This is a genomic window from Rhizobium anhuiense bv. trifolii (assembly GCF_024346605.1).
GTDB lineage: Bacteria > Pseudomonadota > Alphaproteobacteria > Rhizobiales > Rhizobiaceae > Rhizobium > Rhizobium anhuiense.
Map to the genome: position 1 here is coordinate 3,436,633 of NZ_CP098803.1, position 15,463 is coordinate 3,452,095.

Here is a 15,463-nt window from a genome sequence, read left to right on the forward strand (position 1 = left end):
AAATAGTTCATTTTCAGGCGTGTCGGCGTTCATAGACGACGAAACGCGTGGGATAGCTGTCCTTCTCGCCGGCCGGAACCGCGATAGGCTCCCCCGCCTGCCAGATATAGGGATCGATGGCGGGAAATGAGGCGTCCCCATCGAGATCGGCCTCGACATGCGTGATGCACATCCGGTCGGCAAGGCCGATCGCCTGCGCATAGACCTGACCGCCGCCGAGAATGCAGATCTCATCGACGCCGGTTTCGAGCGCCAGCCTTTCGGCCGCCGTCATCGCCTCCGGCAGCGACTGCGCCATGCTGACATCCGGATGATTTATCGTCGCTTGCCGCGAGATGACGACATTCGGCCGCCCCGGCAGCGGCTTGCCGATCGAATCGTAGGTCTTGCGGCCCATCACGACGGGCTTGCCCAATGTCAGCGCCTTGAAGCGCTTGAGATCGCTCGAAAGCCGCCAGGGCATATCGCCGTCGCGGCCGATAATGCCGTTGCGGGCAACGGCGGCGAAGATGGTCCTGCGGATGTCGGCCATGGAATGTCCCGGATCAGACGGCGATCGGCGCCTTGATGCTGGCATCGGCCTCGTAGCCGATCAGCTCGAAATCGTCGAAGGTGAAGCCGAAAATGTCCTTCACATCAGGATTGATGCGCATGAAGGGCAGCGGCTTCGGCCGGCGCGCCAGCTGCAGCTTCGCCTGGTCGAAATGATTGTGATAAAGATGGGCGTCGCCGAGCGTGTGGACGAAATCGCCGGGCTTCAGCCCGGTCACCTGGGCCACCATCATCGTCAGCAGCGCATAGGAAGCGATGTTGAACGGCACGCCGAGGAAGATATCGGCCGAGCGCTGGTAGAGCTGGCAGGAAAGCTTGCCATCGGCCACATAGAACTGGAACAGGCAATGGCAGGGCGGCAGCGCCATTTCATCCACTTCGGCCGGGTTCCAGGCCGAGACGATATGGCGGCGTGAATTCGGGTTGTTGACGATGCCTTTGACGAGATTGGCGATCTGGTCGATATGGCCGCCATCCGGCGCCGGCCAGGAGCGCCACTGGGCGCCGTAGACAGGCCCGAGATCACCGTTTTCGTCGGCCCATTCGTCCCAGATAGAAACGCCATTCTCCTTGAGATAGCGGATATTCGTCTCGCCCTTCAGGAACCAGAGAAGCTCGTGGATGATCGAGCGCAGATGCAGCTTCTTTGTGGTGAGGACAGGAAAGCCCTCTTCGAGGTCGAAGCGCATCTGGTAGCCGAAGACCGAGCGCGTGCCGGTGCCGGTGCGGTCGCCCCGGTCGGAGCCCTTGTCCATCACATGGTTCAGGAGATCGAGATATTGCTTCATGTCGCGCTGATTCCGTTTGCCCCAATTTAAGCCCTCAGCGGCGGGAAACCAATCGCCACCGGGGATTTTCCCAATGTTTCTGATGGGCTGCATAACGCTTTTATGACGTTTGCCCTTTCCTTGGGCTGAGGAAACCACTATATCACCCTTGCCGGCTTTCGGGTCGGCTATGGCGATAAATGAGCGGTGTAATAAACCTATTGGACCCGGGGGCGGTACCCGGCGCCTCCACCAAAAACCGGCGGCCTCGAAGGCCGGCTTTTGATGGGGGCGAAACAGGATCGACAAGGGTGTAAAGATCGTCTTTTTGCTCGGCATTGTACCGCCGTTATCGGGCTAAAATTGTAGTTGCAAACGACAACTATGCGGAAGCTCGTCTCGCTGCTTAATCGCGGTGTGACACTTCAATCAAAGTCCTAGTGGTTCGCACCTCTAGGCGGGGTCCGAAGGCACCTGGCAACAGAAGCCTTCACCTTCTCCCTGCCGCCGAAATCATGTATGCTGCTTCAAAACGTGACTCGGCTCCGGTCTTTCCCAAGGCGCCCGGACGTGGCATATAACCTTGTGAAAAGACTTCCGAACCGACGAAAGACAGGAAAAGCATGGGGCAGGATCATATCCGCTACGACATTCTGGCACAGGATGCACTTCGCGGCGTCATCCGCAAGGTTTTGGCGGAAGTCGGCGCGACAGGCCGTCTGCCCGGCGACCATCACTTCTTCATCACCTTCCTCACGGGTGCCGCCGGCGTACGCATCTCCCAGCACCTGAAGTCGAAATATCCCGAGCAGATGACCATCGTCATCCAGCACCAGTTCTGGGACCTGAAGATTACCGAGACGCATTTCGAGATCGGCCTTTCCTTCTCAGACGTTCCGGAAAAGCTGGTCATCCCGTTCAATGCGATCCGCGGCTTCTACGACCCCTCCGTCAATTTCGAACTTGAATTCGACGTGCCGCTGGCCGATGGCGAGGAGCTGCCATCAGGCGAGATCACCGCTTATCCTGTCGATGCGGCTGCAAAGCCCGATGACGCGGCGGGCGCGAAACCTGCCGACGGCGAAGAGAAGAAGCCGGGCTCCGTCGTCTCGCTCGACTCCTTCCGCAAGAAGCAGTGATTTGAAGGGAGGCCAAGCCTCCCTTTTTCATAGGGAATTCAGGCAACCGCATGAGCGCCGAAATCATCAATCTGCGCCAGTTCCGCAAGAAGCAGGCCCGCTCCGAAAAGGAAAAGCAGGCTGAGCAGAACCGCGTTTCCTTCGGCCGCACCAAGGTCGAAAAGCAGCTGACCCGCAGCTTGAACGACAAGGCCGACAAGGCCCATCGCGACGGCCGGATCGAAACGGATGACGACGGCGCGTGACGCTTTCACCGACGGCTTGAAGAGCCGGAATGGATTCTGCAATCAACCACTTGCACGGCCGCCTTGAATCGATCTTCGAACCCGATCGAAACGCGAAACAGCCTTCATGATCCGCAAGCATTCGGCAACATTGCACGGCCATCGCACCAGTTTCTCGCTGGAGGATGAATTCTGGGCCGAGCTGAAGACCATCGCCGCATGCCGCTCGATGCCGCTTGCCGCGCTGATCTCCGAGATCGACGACCACCGTCCTGCCGACAGCAACCTGTCCTCGGCGCTGCGGCTCCACGTGCTCGCCTGGGCGAAGGCCGGCGGCGACCGCCGGACCTGATACATATTGCTTAAGATCGCATGGCGCTTTGTGACGGCGACATCAATGAAAACAAAGAGCTGAGGCGCGTTGCATGAATCAAATTCTATGCGCCGTCACTGCGCCTGAACGCCCGGCAGCTGGTCGAAATTGAGCGGACCGGGCTGCGCCTGCCCGCTACGGCGCGCCGCTTCCGCCTCGGCAGCGGCCCTTGCTTGCGCATCCGCCTTGGCTTTGGCTTCCGCCACACGCGCGGCCTCCGCCTCGGCAGCCGCCTTCTGCACCGCTGCCGCCTGCGCCAATGCGCGCAGCCGCTCTTCTTCCGCCCGACGTTGTTGCTCGATCTCGGCTGCCCGGACTCGCTCCGCGTCGTTGAACCGGTAGAGCGCCACCTCGCGGCGCAGCCGCTGCTTTTCGAGCACGATCGCCTGCAGCCGCTCAACCCGCCGGCGCTCGCGCTCAAAGGCACGCAGCGACAGATAGCTGGTGATATCGGTCACATCCATCGTCTTGCCGGGCGATGGCAGCATGCCGGAAAAATTCAGCCTGAGCGCCGGCTCGGCGCCGGAAAGCGCTTCCGTGCCGGGATTAAGGCCAACACCAAGCGTCGCGCTGATCCGTTCCTCCGGCAGCGCGATCTGCGCATCGGCGGTAATGCGGGCGAGATCGTTGGCGACGGTGACATTCTGCACCCTCAGCGTGCCGTCGGTGATGTTGAAGGGAATACCGAGCGGCGGCAGCTTCGCCTCGCCGTTGCTGAGCAAAGTCTCGACGATCGGATGCACCTTCCCGGCATTGATCTGCTCCTGCATCGTGTCGGTTGCGGCAAGCAGCGGCGGAAGGATGGCGAGGTTCAGCCCGCGTATGCTGGTATCGCCGAGCCTCAATTCGCCCGAACCATTGAGCGAGCTGGCGATCTCGCCGATCGTCTTGCCCGAGGCCTCCATCGACAGCGACAAACCGAACTTGCCGTTGGCGATCGGCGCGCCATCGCGCAGCCAGACGATGCCGGAAAGATCGGAATCGGCAAGCGCAAGCTTCGTCTGCAGGAAACCGGTGCCGTTGGCATTGGTGAAGAGCAGGTTGCCGGAGAGTTTTCCGCCGTCCCAGTTGCCGGCCATGTCGTTGAGCTGCAGCTCATCGCCCTTGTAGGCGACGTTGCTGGTAAAGTCGGACACCGCAGTTTCCGGCAGGCCGGGCCAGAACTCCTTGGCCGTCAGCTTCACGTTGACGTCGAGATCCTTGAAGATGGGCAGCCCCAGCGGCGCCGTCGTCAGCTGACCGTTGGCCGGATCGACGATCTGGCCGAACACTGCCTCGCCGAGCCAGCCGGCATCGGCCTTCGAAAGCGTCAGCCCGCCGCTCGCCGTCGTCTTCGCAGCCTTCCGGTCGAAGCTCAGCCCGCCTGAAAATTCGTTGTCGGCCGCATGACCCTTGAGATCGGAAAAGACGATCTTGTCGCTGTCGACGGCGGCATTGACCTGCAGGCCGAACGGCAGCCCCGTCCCAGTCTGCGGCAGGGCGATGCCGTTCATGATCAGATATGGGTCGATATCGGCGCTGTCGAGCGAAAGGGCGATCCGGCCGTTCATGAAGGTTTCCGGCCGGACATCGACCTTGCCGTTGGCGGTGAACGAGGTCCGGTCGGTCGCAAAGGTCAGCGCCGCATCGGCGGGATCGTTGCCCGATGCCTTCACCTTCAGCGTCAGGCGGCCGTTGGCGCCGACATCGACCGGCAGCGGGTCGAGCCCGGCCTGGCCGAACAGGATGGACGGCACGGCGTTTTCGAGGGTCGCCTCCAGGCTCGTCGTGCCGTTGCCGGTCAGCGCCAAGAGGTCGGACATGCGGTAATCGAGATTGACGCGGCTGCCGTTCGAGACGCCGGCAAGCGTCACCGTCAGCGCGTCGCCCTCGTCGCCGCCGAGCGTCAGCGCCCCGCGAAGCGCGGTATTGCCGTACCAGCCGGCATTGCGCACCAACCGGTCGAGTACCGGGTGATGCGGCAGATGCTCGCGCAGCATAGTGAAGAAGCCGCCGGGATCGGCGGATTTGAAGGTAATCTCACCCGCGCCCTTGTAATCGAGCAGCGAACCTTCCGCCCTGCCCGTCGCCGTCAGCTCGGCGCCTGCGATATTCTTGATCGACAGCCGGTCGACGGCAAGCTCCCCATCGGCAATCGTGAAGGTGGTCTCGACATTCTCGGCATTGACGCCGAAGGCGGTGAACTTGTCCGCCTTGAGCTGGGCGGCGATCTTATGGTCGAGCACGTTGTCGCCGGCGTCTTGACCGGTCATCAGCCCGCTCAGCGCCTGCAGCGCGTCGAGATCGAGCGTATCGCCATTCAATGCCACAGACAGCGTCGGCGTCTGGCCGGAAATCGCCTGGCGCTCCAGTCGACCCTTCAGCGTCGCCGGTCCGATGGCGATCTCGAGATTTTCGAAACGCTGCAATTCATGCGTCAGGCTGACATTGGCGGAAAAGCCCGCCTGCCGTAATTGCCGGATGGCCGGATCGACCGAGCCGGCAAGCCAGGAGGCAAGTCCCGTCGGCTGGCTCGAAGCCACCACGATCTGGCCGTTGAAGGAGGCTTCGCCCTGAAGCTGGAGCTTGCCCTTGCCTTCCACCTGCGTGCGCCCCGGCAACGTGCCGGTGGCGCTGTCGATCATCCAGCCTGTTCCGGCCGGCTCCAGCTCCAGCTGCACGTCACGCAGCGTCGTATCGCCGGCGACGATGGCCGGCAGCTTGACGCTCGCCTTGCCCGGCACCTGCGGGATTGGCACCTGCCCGACGATATCGATCAGCGAATTCAGCCGCTGGCGCGCCGAAACCGCCGCATCCCGCGTCGTCTTGCCGGCCGCGCCCTGATTGCCGATACGGTTGACGTCAATCTGCTGGCCGTCGGCGGTCAACAGGAATTCCGGCGCATTGCCGGTATCGAGCGTCGCCTCGCCAGTTATGACATAGGGATCGTCCGTCGGGCCGATCTCCATCCGGTATTCGGGAATGCGGATGCGTTCGTTGGTCAGCTCGAAGCGGCCCTTGACGCGCGGCGGCTGCTCATTCTTGTCGGCCGGCCTGGCGCTGTTGCGGGTCTCGATCGCCGCCGAAAGCTGGCCTTGATAATTCGGCTTGCTGTCGACGAGCTTTAGCTCGCCGTCAAGATCGACGCTGACGGGGTGCTTGTCCGGCGAAAGCTTCGTGCGCATGCGCAGCACGCCCTTCTCATCCGGCTGGCTGCTCGAGATCGAGAAACTGCCGTGCTCGCCGTCGAGCGCCGCATCGCCTTCGATGCGCCAGGGTCCGGCCAGCGACTTCGCCGACATTTCCGCATTGAGGCCGGTGATGCGGCGCGAGCGGCCCGACTGGTCGTCGACGAACTCGACTTCACCGCCGCTGACATGCACATTTTCGAGAACGACGGTCTTTGCCGGTATCTCAGCGCGGCTGCCGCGCATCCAGTCGAGCGTGCCATCCTTGAGCAATCTCAGGCGCACCTTCGGATTGACGACACGCATGTCGAAGATCAGCGCTTCGCCCGACAGGAAAGGCGCGAGTTCCGCATCCATGGAGAACTGCTCGACCTTGACGATCGGCGTGCCGTCCACTTCCTGGCCAACGCGCACGTCGTGCAGCGTGACCGACGGAAACGGCAGCAGGCGCGCGTCCACCGTGCCGTAGACGGTGACTTTCTTGCCGATGATGCGGCTTGCCTGATCCTCGAAATTCTTGCGGAAATCCGTCCAGTCGATGAACAGTGGCGCAAGCAGCGCCACAAACAGCACTACGACGATCACTCCCCCCAGAAAGACGAGGAACCGGCCTACCAATGCAAGGAGTCTCCATTCGGGATTCTGTTGCCGACACTAGAGCAATTCCAGCACAAGTGCACAGCGGTTTTGCGTCCGGAGTTGCGGAAAAACAAAAAGATAGAGCATTTCCGCAGCTTGGAAAAAAACGGAAATGCTCTAGCGCCGTTCATGCCGGGGGCAAGGCCCAACTTCATGAGAATATTCCGTTTTCAGCCATGGTGGAAAATCTTGCCGGGATTGAAGATATCGTCCGGATCGAGCGCCTGTTTCACCTGTCGCATCAGATCCACCGCGCCTCCGAGCTCCTGTTCCAGAAACGCCATTTTGCCTTGCCCGATCCCGTGTTCACCGGTGCATGTCCCATCCATGTCGAGCGCCCGCCGGTTAAGCCGCTGCACGAAGCTCTCGGCCCTGGCGATGTCCTCGGCACTGCTGTCGTCAAACAGCAGCAGCACATGGAAGTTCCCATCGCCGGCATGGCCGACGATCGGCCCCAGCAGCCCGTGTTCCTCGATATCCGCCTGCGTTTCGGAAACACAATCGGCGAGCTTCGATATCGGAACACAAACATCGGTCGAAAGTGCGGCAAGCCCGGGCGCCAAGGCCCTTGCGGCCCAATAGGCGTCGTGGCGCGCTTTCCAGAGCTTCGTCCGCTCCTCGGCGTTGGCGGTCCAGAGGAATTCGCCGCCACCGCATTCCGCCGCGATCTCGGCAAAGGCCGCCGATTGCAGCGGCACCGTCTCGTCGGTGCCGTGGAATTCGAGGAACAGCGTCGGGCTCTCGGCATAAGAGAGCTTGGAATAGGCGTTGCAGGCCCGCATCTGCACCGTATCGAGCAACTCGATACGCGCCACCGGAATGCCCATCTGGATCGTCATGATGACGGCATCGCAGGCAGCCTTGATGCTCGGGAAGGCACAGGCTCCGCCGGCGATCTTCTGCGGGATCGCCTGTAGGCGCAGCGTCACCGAGGTCAGGATGCCGAGCGTGCCCTCGGCGCCGACGAAGAGCCGCGTCAGGTCGTAGCCGGCGGAAGATTTGCGGGCGCGCCGGGCCGTGCGGATTTCCTCGCCACTGGCGGTGACCGCGGTGACGGCAAGGACATTGTCCTTCATCGTCCCATAGCGCACGGCATTAGTGCCGGAAGCCCGCGTCGAGGCCATGCCGCCGATCGAGGCGTTGGCGCCGGGATCGATCGGGAAGAACAGGCCGGTATCGCGAAGGTGGATGTTCAGCGCCTCGCGCGTCACACCCGGCTCGACGGTGCAGTCGAGATCTTCGGGATTGACCTCGAGCACCCGGTTCATGCGGCTGAAATCGATCGAAATGCCGCCATTGGCGGCGTTGACCTGCCCCTCCAGAGAGGTGCCGACGCCGAAGCCGATCACCGGCACCTTGTGGGTCGCACACGCCCTGACCGCCGCCTTCACATCCTCGGCGCTCACCGCAAAGAGCACCCCGTCCGGCAGTTGCGACGGGATATAGGTGGTCGTGTGGGCATGCTGCTCGCGGAACGACTGGCCGGTCTGGAAGCGCTCGCCGAAGCTCTGTTTGAGAATGCCGAGCACGGCAGCTATGCCCGCCTCGTTGCGTGTGCCGGCCTTCGCGTCCTTCAGCGCCATTCCTTTGATCTCCCTGCTATTCCGCAGAAACCCTATCATGTCTCGCAGGCTACAGCGCCGCGGTCTTTTCAGACGCGCAAAGGACGCTGTAGGACTTTAAAATTGCTGCATAATTTCATCCTTAATTCGATTCCGATTTAAGGAATTATGCAGCAGGCTGGGTATGCGGCAAGTCAAAGCGGCTGTCCAGTTAAGATTGGCAGAAGATTTCATTCCCCTTTTGTTATAGGCCGGCTGTTATAGCCAAGTTCGCCTTCCGACACCTCAGACGAGCGGCGGATTGAGCCGCGCAAAACCCTCCTGCCGCCGATAGGGGAAATAGGGATAGGGCGCAGTGAAAGTGCTGACGGCGTCGAGCCTTTCGATCTGGTCTTTCGACAGGCTCCAGCCGACCGCGCCGAGGTTCTGCCGGAGCTGCTCCTCATTGCGGGCGCCGATGATGACGCTCGATACCGTCGGCCGGCCGAGCAGCCAGTTGATGGCGATCTGCGGCACCGTCCGGCCGGTCTCCGCCGCGATGGCGTCCAGCACCTCGACGATGTCGAACAGCTTCTCATCATCGACCGGCGGGCCGTATTGCGCCGTCTCGTGCAGCCGGCTTGCCTTGGGTAGCGGCTGTCCGCGGCGGATCTTGCCGGTCAACCGTCCCCAGGCAAGCGGGCTCCAGACGAGAGCCCCCACACCCTGGTCGGCGCCAAGCGGCATCAGTTCCCATTCGTAATCGCGCCCAGCCAGCGAATAATAGACCTGATGGGCGACATAACGCGGATAGCCATAGCGCTCGGCGGCAGCAAGCGACTTCATCAGCTCCCAACCGGCAAAATTGGAAACGCCGACATAGCGGATCTTGCCTGCGGCGACGAGGCCGTCGAGCGCCGACAGCACCTCCTCGACCGGCGTCGAGGCATCGAAGGCGTGAAGCTGCAAGAGATCGATATAGTCGGTCCCGAGCCGGCGCAGCGCATCCTCGGTCGCGCGGATCAGCCGCGCCCGCGACGTTCCCCAGTCCTGCGGCCCCTCGCCCATCGGCAGCGCCGTCTTCGTCGAGATCAGCACCGCGTCGCGCCGGCCACGGATCGCCTGGCCGAGCACCTCTTCGGAAGCGCCGGCCGAATAGACGTCGGCCGTGTCGAAGAAATTGACGCCGGCTTCGAGGCAGATGTCGACGAGCCGTCGCGCCTCTTCCGCATCGGTATTGCCCCAGGCGCCGAACAGCGGACCGTTGCCGCCGAATGTGCCTGCGCCGAAGCTCAACACCGGCACCCTGAGGCCGGATGCACCGAGATTTCTGTAATCCATCGATCTGTCTCCTGTATTTCCTCTGAGATAGACCTTGGCCAGCTTGTGATATAGATTGCCTGAAAGAAAATCATCTGTGAATTGAATTCATCATGAGCCGTCAGGACATCAACCGCTCCGGCGAAATGGAAGTCTTCGTCAGTGTCGTCGAGCGCGGCGATTTTTCCGCGGCCGCCACGGCCCGGCGCATGACACCGTCGGCCGTCAGTAAGCTCGTCGCCCGGCTGGAGACGCGCCTCGGCGCCCGCCTTATCAACCGCTCGACGCGCAAGCTGCAGCTGACGCCGGAAGGCTGCGCCTTCTACGAGCGCAGCATTGCCATCCTTGCCGATATCGCCGAGGCCGAACGTCAGGCCTCGACAGGCGAGCAGGCTTCGGGCCGCATCCGCATCAACACCAGCGGCTCCTTCGGCAATCATGTGCTGGCGCCGCTGGTGCCCGCCTTCATGGCGCTTCATCCGGCCGTGACGCTGGATATTTCCCATACCGACAGAATAGTCGACCTGATGGAGGAGCGCGCCGATGTCGCGATCCGCGCCGGCCCCCTGAAGAATTCCAGTCTGATCGCCCGAAAGCTCGGCGCCACCGGCAAGATCATCGTCGCATCGGCGGATTATCTCTCGCGTCATGGCGAGCCACGCACTGTCATCGATCTCCGCCGCCATTGCCGCATCGGCTTTTCCTACGCCCGCGCCGTCGAGGGCTGGCCGTTGCACGAAGACGGCGAGACCGTAACCATCCCGGTCACCCCCGGCGTGCAGGTGACAGACGGAGAAGCCATGCGGCACCTCGCTCTGTCAGGCGCCGGCCTTGCCCGCCTCGCCGCCTTCACCGTGCGCGCCGATATCGATGCCGGGCGTCTGGTGCCGGTGCTCGAAGAGGCCAATCCCGGCGATCTCGAGGAATTCTACGCCCTCTACATGGGCCAGGGTGGGCTGCTGCCGGCACGGGTCCGCGCACTGCTCGATTTCCTCGTCAGCCACGTGCGTTTTTGAGGGCAGCTCAACCGAAACCGCTCAGTGGCTTCGGAAGTCAACCTCCATGAAAACAATAGCTTACAAAAGCTATATGAATCAATTTCGCATTCCCAGGCGCCGAGAAGCCAGATTTCGCAATTGACCGTTCGTCTTCCACCCGCCTATATCGGACCCGCGCCAGCCGGCTCTTGCAGCCGGCCTCTCTTCGTCATGCCGGAGCCCCCTCCCATCTTCAGCCTCAGGGCTTGGCGCCGGCCAGAAAAAGACACGGGGATCATGTCATTCAGCGACGCGAGCCGCCTGCTGCGGGATGCCGGCCTGCCGAAATGGGCGCTGCTGCTGGCGCTTTCCACAGCTCTCGTCATCTTCCTCGAACTCTTCGCCCTGCCCGCCTCGCTGCTGATCGGCCCGATGGTTGCGGCCATTCTTCTGGCGCTGACCGTCGGCAAGGGAAAGCTTCGCGTGCCCTTCTGGCCGTTGCAATTCGGCCAGGTCCTCGTCGGCCTGATGATGGCGCGCACCATCACCCCCGACATTCTCGGCACCATGGCGAAGGAAGCGCCGCTCTTCCTGCTGTTCATTTTCTCGGTCATCGCCATCGCCACCGGCCTCGGCTGGCTGCTGACGCGCTGGCAGGTGCTGCCGGGAACGACTGCCGTCTGGGGCTCCTCGCCGGGCGGCGCTTCCGCCATGGTCATCATGTCGGAAGCCTATGGCGCCGATGCCCGCCTCGTCGCCTTCATGCAATATCTCCGCGTCGTCTTCGTCGCCGTCGGCGCCTCGGTGATCTCGCGCCTGTGGGTGGCGGCCGACGGCGGCGAGCCGCCGCCGCTTGTCCTCTTTCCCGAGATTGACTGGCCGGCCTTCGCTGCGACGATGGCTTTTGCCGCCTTTTGTGCCTATGGCGTCCGGCGCCTGCGCCTCCAGGGCGGCACGATCATCGCACCGCTCTTTCTCGGCGCCTTGCTCCAGGGCATGGGTCTCCTGAAGATCGAGCTGCCGATGTGGCTGCTCGCCATCGCCTATGCACTGGTCGGCTGGAGCATCGGCCTGCGTTTCACCCGCTCGATCCTCAAGCACGTTGCGCGTGCCCTGCCGAGGGTATCGGCCTGCATCGTGCTGCTGATGGCGCTCTGCGGCTGCATGGCCGCAGCGCTTCACGTCTTCGCTGGCATCGATCCGCTGACCGCCTATCTCGCCACAAGCCCTGGCGGCGCCGATTCCGTCGCCATTATCGCCGCCTCCAGCGATGTCGACGTACCCTTCGTGATGGCGATGCAGACCGGCCGTTTCCTGGTGATCCTGATGATCGGGCCGATGCTCGCCCGCTTCATCGCACGCCGTTCCGGCCTTGCGGAAAATCCCGCATAGAACGCTGCGCGGAATTATGCGCGAGCGCTGCCCACTGGCCGGGCGTCATGCCGTAGGCCTTCTTGAAATGGCGATTGAGATGGCTCTGATCGGCAAAGCCGGTCGCCGCCGCCACATCGGAAATCCCCTCGCCCGCGCCGATCATCGCCCGCGCCTGCTGCAGCCGCCGCATTAAGAGGTAGCGATGCGGGCTGGTGGCGAAGGCCGCCCGGAAATGCCGCGACAGCGCGAAACGGTCGAGCCCCGTCACCGCTTCCAACTCGCCTGAACGCACCGCCCGGGTCGCATGCGCCTCGAGATAATCCCGCGCCGCCCGCGCCTGCCGCCAGGCGACGAGGCCGAGCGGCCGGCGCGGCATACGCGCATGCCGTGACAGCCCGCCCGTCACCCGCGACAGGAAATCGTCAACGAAAAGTTCGTCCAGTTCGCGATCGAGTTCGCCGAGCGCCGCGAGCAGCACGCCCGCCAGCACCGGATCGCTGATGACAGGTTCGTCGACGAAAGGCAGGCCTGCGCCATCCGTCTCCAGGCATTCGAGAAGCAGCGATGGTTCCAGGTAGAGCATGCGGTACTGCAACCCATCCTCCGTCCCCGCCCCACCGTCGTGTTCCTCGTCGGGATGCAGCACGATCACCTGCCCCGGCAGGCTGAAGCGCTGTTCGCCGCGATAGCGGAAGGTCTGCACGCCCTTCAGTGTGACCCCGAGTGCATAGGTGTCGTGCCGGTGCGGCTCGAAGGCATTGCCCGAGAATTGCGCCTCGATGCGCTCGATGCCGGGAAAGGCCGGCGCGGCCAGGATGGCGTTGCCGGATGGTCCCGCGCACAAACGTTCAAGACCTTCGAAGGCCTGCGGATGTAAATCCTGGCTCAACGCGCCCGATACTCCTTAACCCGAGGTGAAAGACCATCCGATGTTTGATACCAAAATTGCCGTCGTCCTGCGAAACAATCTTGCCGGCTGGCAGAAACTGAACGTCACCGCCTTCCTGATGACAGGCATCGCCGGCGGACACCCCGAAATCATCGGCGAACCCTACAAAGACCGCGCCGGCAATCTCTATAATCCGCTGTCGATCCAACCGATCATCGTGCTCTCCGCCGAGGAGGCGACGATGTCAGCCATCCATCGCCGTGCGCTGGAGCGCGATGTCACCGCCTCGCTGTTCATCGAGGAAATGTTTGCAACCGGCCACGACGCCGCCAACCGCGCCGTCTTCGCCGAATTCGCGCCCGAAGATGCCAAGGTGGTCGGTATCGCGCTGCGCGCCGAAAAGAAGATCGTCGACAAGATCACCAAGGGCGCGACGATGCAGCACTGACGTAAAGATTGGAATGAAAAAGGCCGGGCAATGACCCGGCCTTCGTGTTGTCTGGGAAAGCGTGCGATCAGCCCTGCGTGATCGGCGCGATCTGGATTTCGACGCGGCGGTTCTGTGCGCGGCCGGCCTCGCTCGCATTGGAGGCGACGGGCTGCGACGGGCCGAAACCAACGGCGGAGACGCGGCGCTGGTCGATGCCCTGGCCGCCGAGATAATCGGCAACCGAAAGCGCGCGGCGCTGCGACAGATCCTGATTGTGCTGCAGGCTGCCGGTCGAATCCGTATGGCCGTTGACGTCGATCAGCGTCCGGTTGAACTTGCGCAGTACGATCGCCACCGAATTCAGCGTCGGATAGAAGCCCGGCTTCACCGCATCCTGGTCGACGTCGAAGGTGATGTTCGAGGGCATGTTGAGGATGATGTTGTCGCCGTTGCGGGTCACCGAAATGCCCGTGCCTTCGAGCTGGGCACGAAGCTCGGCTTCCTGTTGGTCCATGTAATTGCCGATCGCGCCACCGGCGAGAGCCCCGACGCCTGCGCCGATCAATGCCGCATTACGCTTGCCGTGGCCGCCGCCGCCAACAGCCACACCGACGAGGGCACCGCCGAGGGCGCCAAGCGCAGCGCCGCCGGCCGTATTGGAAACCTTCTGCTCACCGGTATAGGGATCGGTCGTCGTGCAGGCACTGAGATAACTTGCTGCAACAGCCAGAAGTATGAATTTCTTGATCATGGACAGGACGGTCTCCGTTCGAACTGATGCGAGCAAATGGCAAGGATTGCGGCAAGAAAATGAAGATGCTCTCTTGATAGGGGAATTTCAGGCGCCGAAACAGAAGCCATGTTGCGGGAATGCGCGGATATCACCAGTTTTAGCGAGTAGTGCGCCCTTGATTGCCGTCATCGGCTGACGTCTCCATAGTGCGTTGTTGGAGCCGCCACTTCTCCTCCCTCATTCCTGTGCTCGTCACCGGAATGAGGGAGAGTGGGATCGCACTCTTAGAAATTCTGGAACAACTGCCTGACCGTATCGTAAGTCGCATTGGCGATGTTCAGCGATTGCAGGCCGAGTTGCTGCTGCGTCTGCTGCGCCTTGAGCTTGCTGGACTCCTCTTCCATGTCGGCATCGACGAGCCGGCCGATGCCGGCGGTGATGTTATCGTGCAGTTTGCCAGCGAAATCGTTCTGCAGGTTGATGCGTTTCTCCAGCGCGCCGAAAGCCGAGCCGACCGTCGTCAGCTGCGTCAGCGCTGCATCGACGACGCTGATCATTTCGCTGACCTGTCCTTTCGTCGTGGTGTCCGAAAGCGAGATCACCACTTGGCCGGTGGTGGTGCCGTTCTTGCTCGTCATCAGCACGTAGTTCTGCGAGGCGCCGAGCTCGGTGGCGAAATAGGCCGACGTCAGCACACCGTATTCACCCGAACCGGTGGCGCGATCATCGATCAGATAGCGCGCATCCTTGGAGGACGTGCTTCCGCTCGGCGTCGTATCGATATGGTAGCTCAGCATGCCGACCGAGACAGTGCCGTCGGCATTGCGAATGAAGGAGGCCGGAATCTGGCGCGGCTGCGTCGGGGTCGCATCGTTATTGAGGACCACCCAGTTGTCACTGTTGAAGGTCGCCGCTTCCGAGACGCTGCGCAACTGCTCCTGCAACTGCTTGAGCTCTTCGTTGATCTTGTTCTTGTCGACACCATCTTCCGTTGCGGCGACCAGCTTCGCCTTGATCTCGGAGACGACGTCGATGACGTCCTGAACGCCGGTATAGGCCGTTCCCATCGTCGCCGCCGCCATGCCGAGCGCATCCTGGATCGCTGAAATCGCCTTGTTATCGGTTCGCGCGGTTGTGGCGACCGACCAGTAGACGGCATTGTCGCTGGCTTTTGCAACACGCATGCCCGTCGTGATGTGATTTTGAGTGACGGCCATGTTCCGATTGATATCGCGCAGCACATGAAGCGCCGCGTCCACGGAAACGCGCTGATAAATACTCACGGGAACTAGACTCCAAAAACTCAACAGACGCAAACTGTACAAAAATGAACCGTGC

General features: G+C 62.3%; 14 protein-coding genes and 1 other RNA gene. 7 read left to right on the forward strand and 8 right to left on the reverse strand.

The features are described from left to right. Positions 1-13 precede the first annotated feature (13 nt). Together NE851_RS25745 and NE851_RS25750 are read right to left on the reverse strand one after the other, a co-directional pair. Positions 14-532, reverse strand: coding sequence for a dihydrofolate reductase (locus NE851_RS25745; protein ID WP_127430223.1), 519 nt, complete (start codon positions 530-532; stop codon positions 14-16). Between the two features lie 13 nt (positions 533-545). Then, positions 546-1,340: a thymidylate synthase gene (locus tag NE851_RS25750; RefSeq protein WP_063474617.1), complete on the reverse strand. Its 795-nt coding sequence runs from the start codon at positions 1,338-1,340 to the stop codon at positions 546-548. A gap of 111 nt (positions 1,341-1,451) precedes the next feature. Between NE851_RS25750 and ssrA the strand changes: the two genes are divergently transcribed. The 4 genes from ssrA (at position 1,452) to NE851_RS25770 (ending at position 3,034) form a co-directional block, all read left to right on the forward strand. Further along, positions 1,452-1,814: a transfer-messenger RNA gene (ssrA, locus tag NE851_RS25755) on the forward strand. 128 nt (positions 1,815-1,942) lie between these two features. Then, on the forward strand, positions 1,943-2,458 hold the full coding sequence (locus NE851_RS25760; RefSeq protein ID WP_047610856.1) for an SspB family protein: 516 nt from the start codon (positions 1,943-1,945) through the stop codon (positions 2,456-2,458). A 50-nt stretch (positions 2,459-2,508) separates the two neighbouring features. Then, positions 2,509-2,703: a DUF4169 family protein gene (locus tag NE851_RS25765; RefSeq protein WP_127430221.1), complete on the forward strand. Its 195-nt coding sequence runs from the start codon at positions 2,509-2,511 to the stop codon at positions 2,701-2,703. 106 nt (positions 2,704-2,809) lie between these two features. Further along, a complete protein-coding gene (locus tag NE851_RS25770; RefSeq protein WP_047610860.1) occupies positions 2,810-3,034 on the forward strand; it encodes a ribbon-helix-helix domain-containing protein in 225 nt (74 codons plus the stop codon). A 95-nt stretch (positions 3,035-3,129) separates the two neighbouring features. Here the strand turns inward: NE851_RS25770 and NE851_RS25775 are convergent, their stop codons facing one another. The 3 genes from NE851_RS25775 to NE851_RS25785 all read right to left on the reverse strand — a co-directional run bounded on the left by NE851_RS25775 (position 3,130) and on the right by NE851_RS25785 (position 9,743). Beyond that, positions 3,130-6,840 carry an AsmA family protein gene (locus tag NE851_RS25775; RefSeq protein WP_127430220.1) on the reverse strand — a complete coding sequence of 1,237 codons (3,711 nt, stop codon included), beginning with the start codon at positions 6,838-6,840 and terminating at the stop codon, positions 3,130-3,132. 191 nt (positions 6,841-7,031) lie between these two features. Continuing rightward, positions 7,032-8,444, reverse strand: coding sequence for an FAD-binding oxidoreductase (locus NE851_RS25780; RefSeq protein ID WP_127430219.1), 1,413 nt, complete (start codon positions 8,442-8,444; stop codon positions 7,032-7,034). Positions 8,445-8,708: 264 nt separating this feature from the next. Then, positions 8,709-9,743 carry an aldo/keto reductase gene (locus tag NE851_RS25785; protein ID WP_254958631.1) on the reverse strand — a complete coding sequence of 345 codons (1,035 nt, stop codon included), beginning with the start codon at positions 9,741-9,743 and terminating at the stop codon, positions 8,709-8,711. A gap of 92 nt (positions 9,744-9,835) precedes the next feature. Between NE851_RS25785 and NE851_RS25790 the strand changes: the two genes are divergently transcribed. After that, positions 9,836-10,738 (forward strand): LysR family transcriptional regulator, encoded by a 903-nt coding sequence (locus NE851_RS25790; protein ID WP_254958633.1) that lies wholly within the window; start codon positions 9,836-9,838, stop codon positions 10,736-10,738. Between the two features lie 258 nt (positions 10,739-10,996). Beyond that, positions 10,997-12,091, forward strand: coding sequence for an AbrB family transcriptional regulator (locus NE851_RS25795; protein WP_127430216.1), 1,095 nt, complete (start codon positions 10,997-10,999; stop codon positions 12,089-12,091). Here the strand turns inward: NE851_RS25795 and NE851_RS25800 are convergent. After that, positions 12,051-12,962: an AraC family transcriptional regulator gene (locus NE851_RS25800; protein WP_127430215.1), complete on the reverse strand. Its 912-nt coding sequence runs from the start codon at positions 12,960-12,962 to the stop codon at positions 12,051-12,053. The two genes, NE851_RS25795 and NE851_RS25800, sit on opposite strands and share 41 nt — an antisense overlap. 40 nt (positions 12,963-13,002) lie before the next feature. Between NE851_RS25800 and NE851_RS25805 the strand changes: the two genes are divergently transcribed. Further along, positions 13,003-13,410 (forward strand): DUF2000 family protein, encoded by a 408-nt coding sequence (locus tag NE851_RS25805; protein WP_063474611.1) that lies wholly within the window; start codon positions 13,003-13,005, stop codon positions 13,408-13,410. Positions 13,411-13,477: 67 nt separating this feature from the next. Here NE851_RS25805 and NE851_RS25810 read toward each other — a convergent pair whose 3' ends face one another. Then, positions 13,478-14,143, reverse strand: coding sequence for a YiaD family glycine zipper/OmpA-like lipoprotein (locus NE851_RS25810; RefSeq protein ID WP_047610874.1), 666 nt, complete (start codon positions 14,141-14,143; stop codon positions 13,478-13,480). A 266-nt stretch (positions 14,144-14,409) separates the two neighbouring features. Beyond that, on the reverse strand, positions 14,410-15,408 hold the full coding sequence (locus NE851_RS25815) for a flagellin N-terminal helical domain-containing protein (protein ID WP_063474610.1): 999 nt from the start codon (positions 15,406-15,408) through the stop codon (positions 14,410-14,412). Positions 15,409-15,463 lie beyond the last annotated feature (55 nt).

What these genes read in the sequence shown, in the direction of transcription:
- NE851_RS25745 (WP_127430223.1), bottom strand. Translation starts at nt 532, where the DNA reads ATGGCCGACATCCGCAGGACCATCTTCGCCGCCGTTGCCCGCAACGGC.
- NE851_RS25750 (WP_063474617.1), bottom strand. Translation starts at nt 1,340, where the DNA reads ATGAAGCAATATCTCGATCTCCTGAACCATGTGATGGACAAGGGCTCC.
- NE851_RS25760 (WP_047610856.1), top strand. Translation starts at nt 1,943, where the DNA reads ATGGGGCAGGATCATATCCGCTACGACATTCTGGCACAGGATGCACTT.
- NE851_RS25765 (WP_127430221.1), top strand. Translation starts at nt 2,509, where the DNA reads ATGAGCGCCGAAATCATCAATCTGCGCCAGTTCCGCAAGAAGCAGGCC.
- NE851_RS25770 (WP_047610860.1), top strand. Translation starts at nt 2,810, where the DNA reads ATGATCCGCAAGCATTCGGCAACATTGCACGGCCATCGCACCAGTTTC.
- NE851_RS25780 (WP_127430219.1), bottom strand. Translation starts at nt 8,444, where the DNA reads ATGGCGCTGAAGGACGCGAAGGCCGGCACACGCAACGAGGCGGGCATA.
- NE851_RS25785 (WP_254958631.1), bottom strand. Translation starts at nt 9,743, where the DNA reads ATGGATTACAGAAATCTCGGTGCATCCGGCCTCAGGGTGCCGGTGTTG.
- NE851_RS25790 (WP_254958633.1), top strand. Translation starts at nt 9,836, where the DNA reads ATGAGCCGTCAGGACATCAACCGCTCCGGCGAAATGGAAGTCTTCGTC.
- NE851_RS25795 (WP_127430216.1), top strand. Translation starts at nt 10,997, where the DNA reads ATGTCATTCAGCGACGCGAGCCGCCTGCTGCGGGATGCCGGCCTGCCG.
- NE851_RS25805 (WP_063474611.1), top strand. Translation starts at nt 13,003, where the DNA reads ATGTTTGATACCAAAATTGCCGTCGTCCTGCGAAACAATCTTGCCGGC.
- NE851_RS25810 (WP_047610874.1), bottom strand. Translation starts at nt 14,143, where the DNA reads ATGATCAAGAAATTCATACTTCTGGCTGTTGCAGCAAGTTATCTCAGT.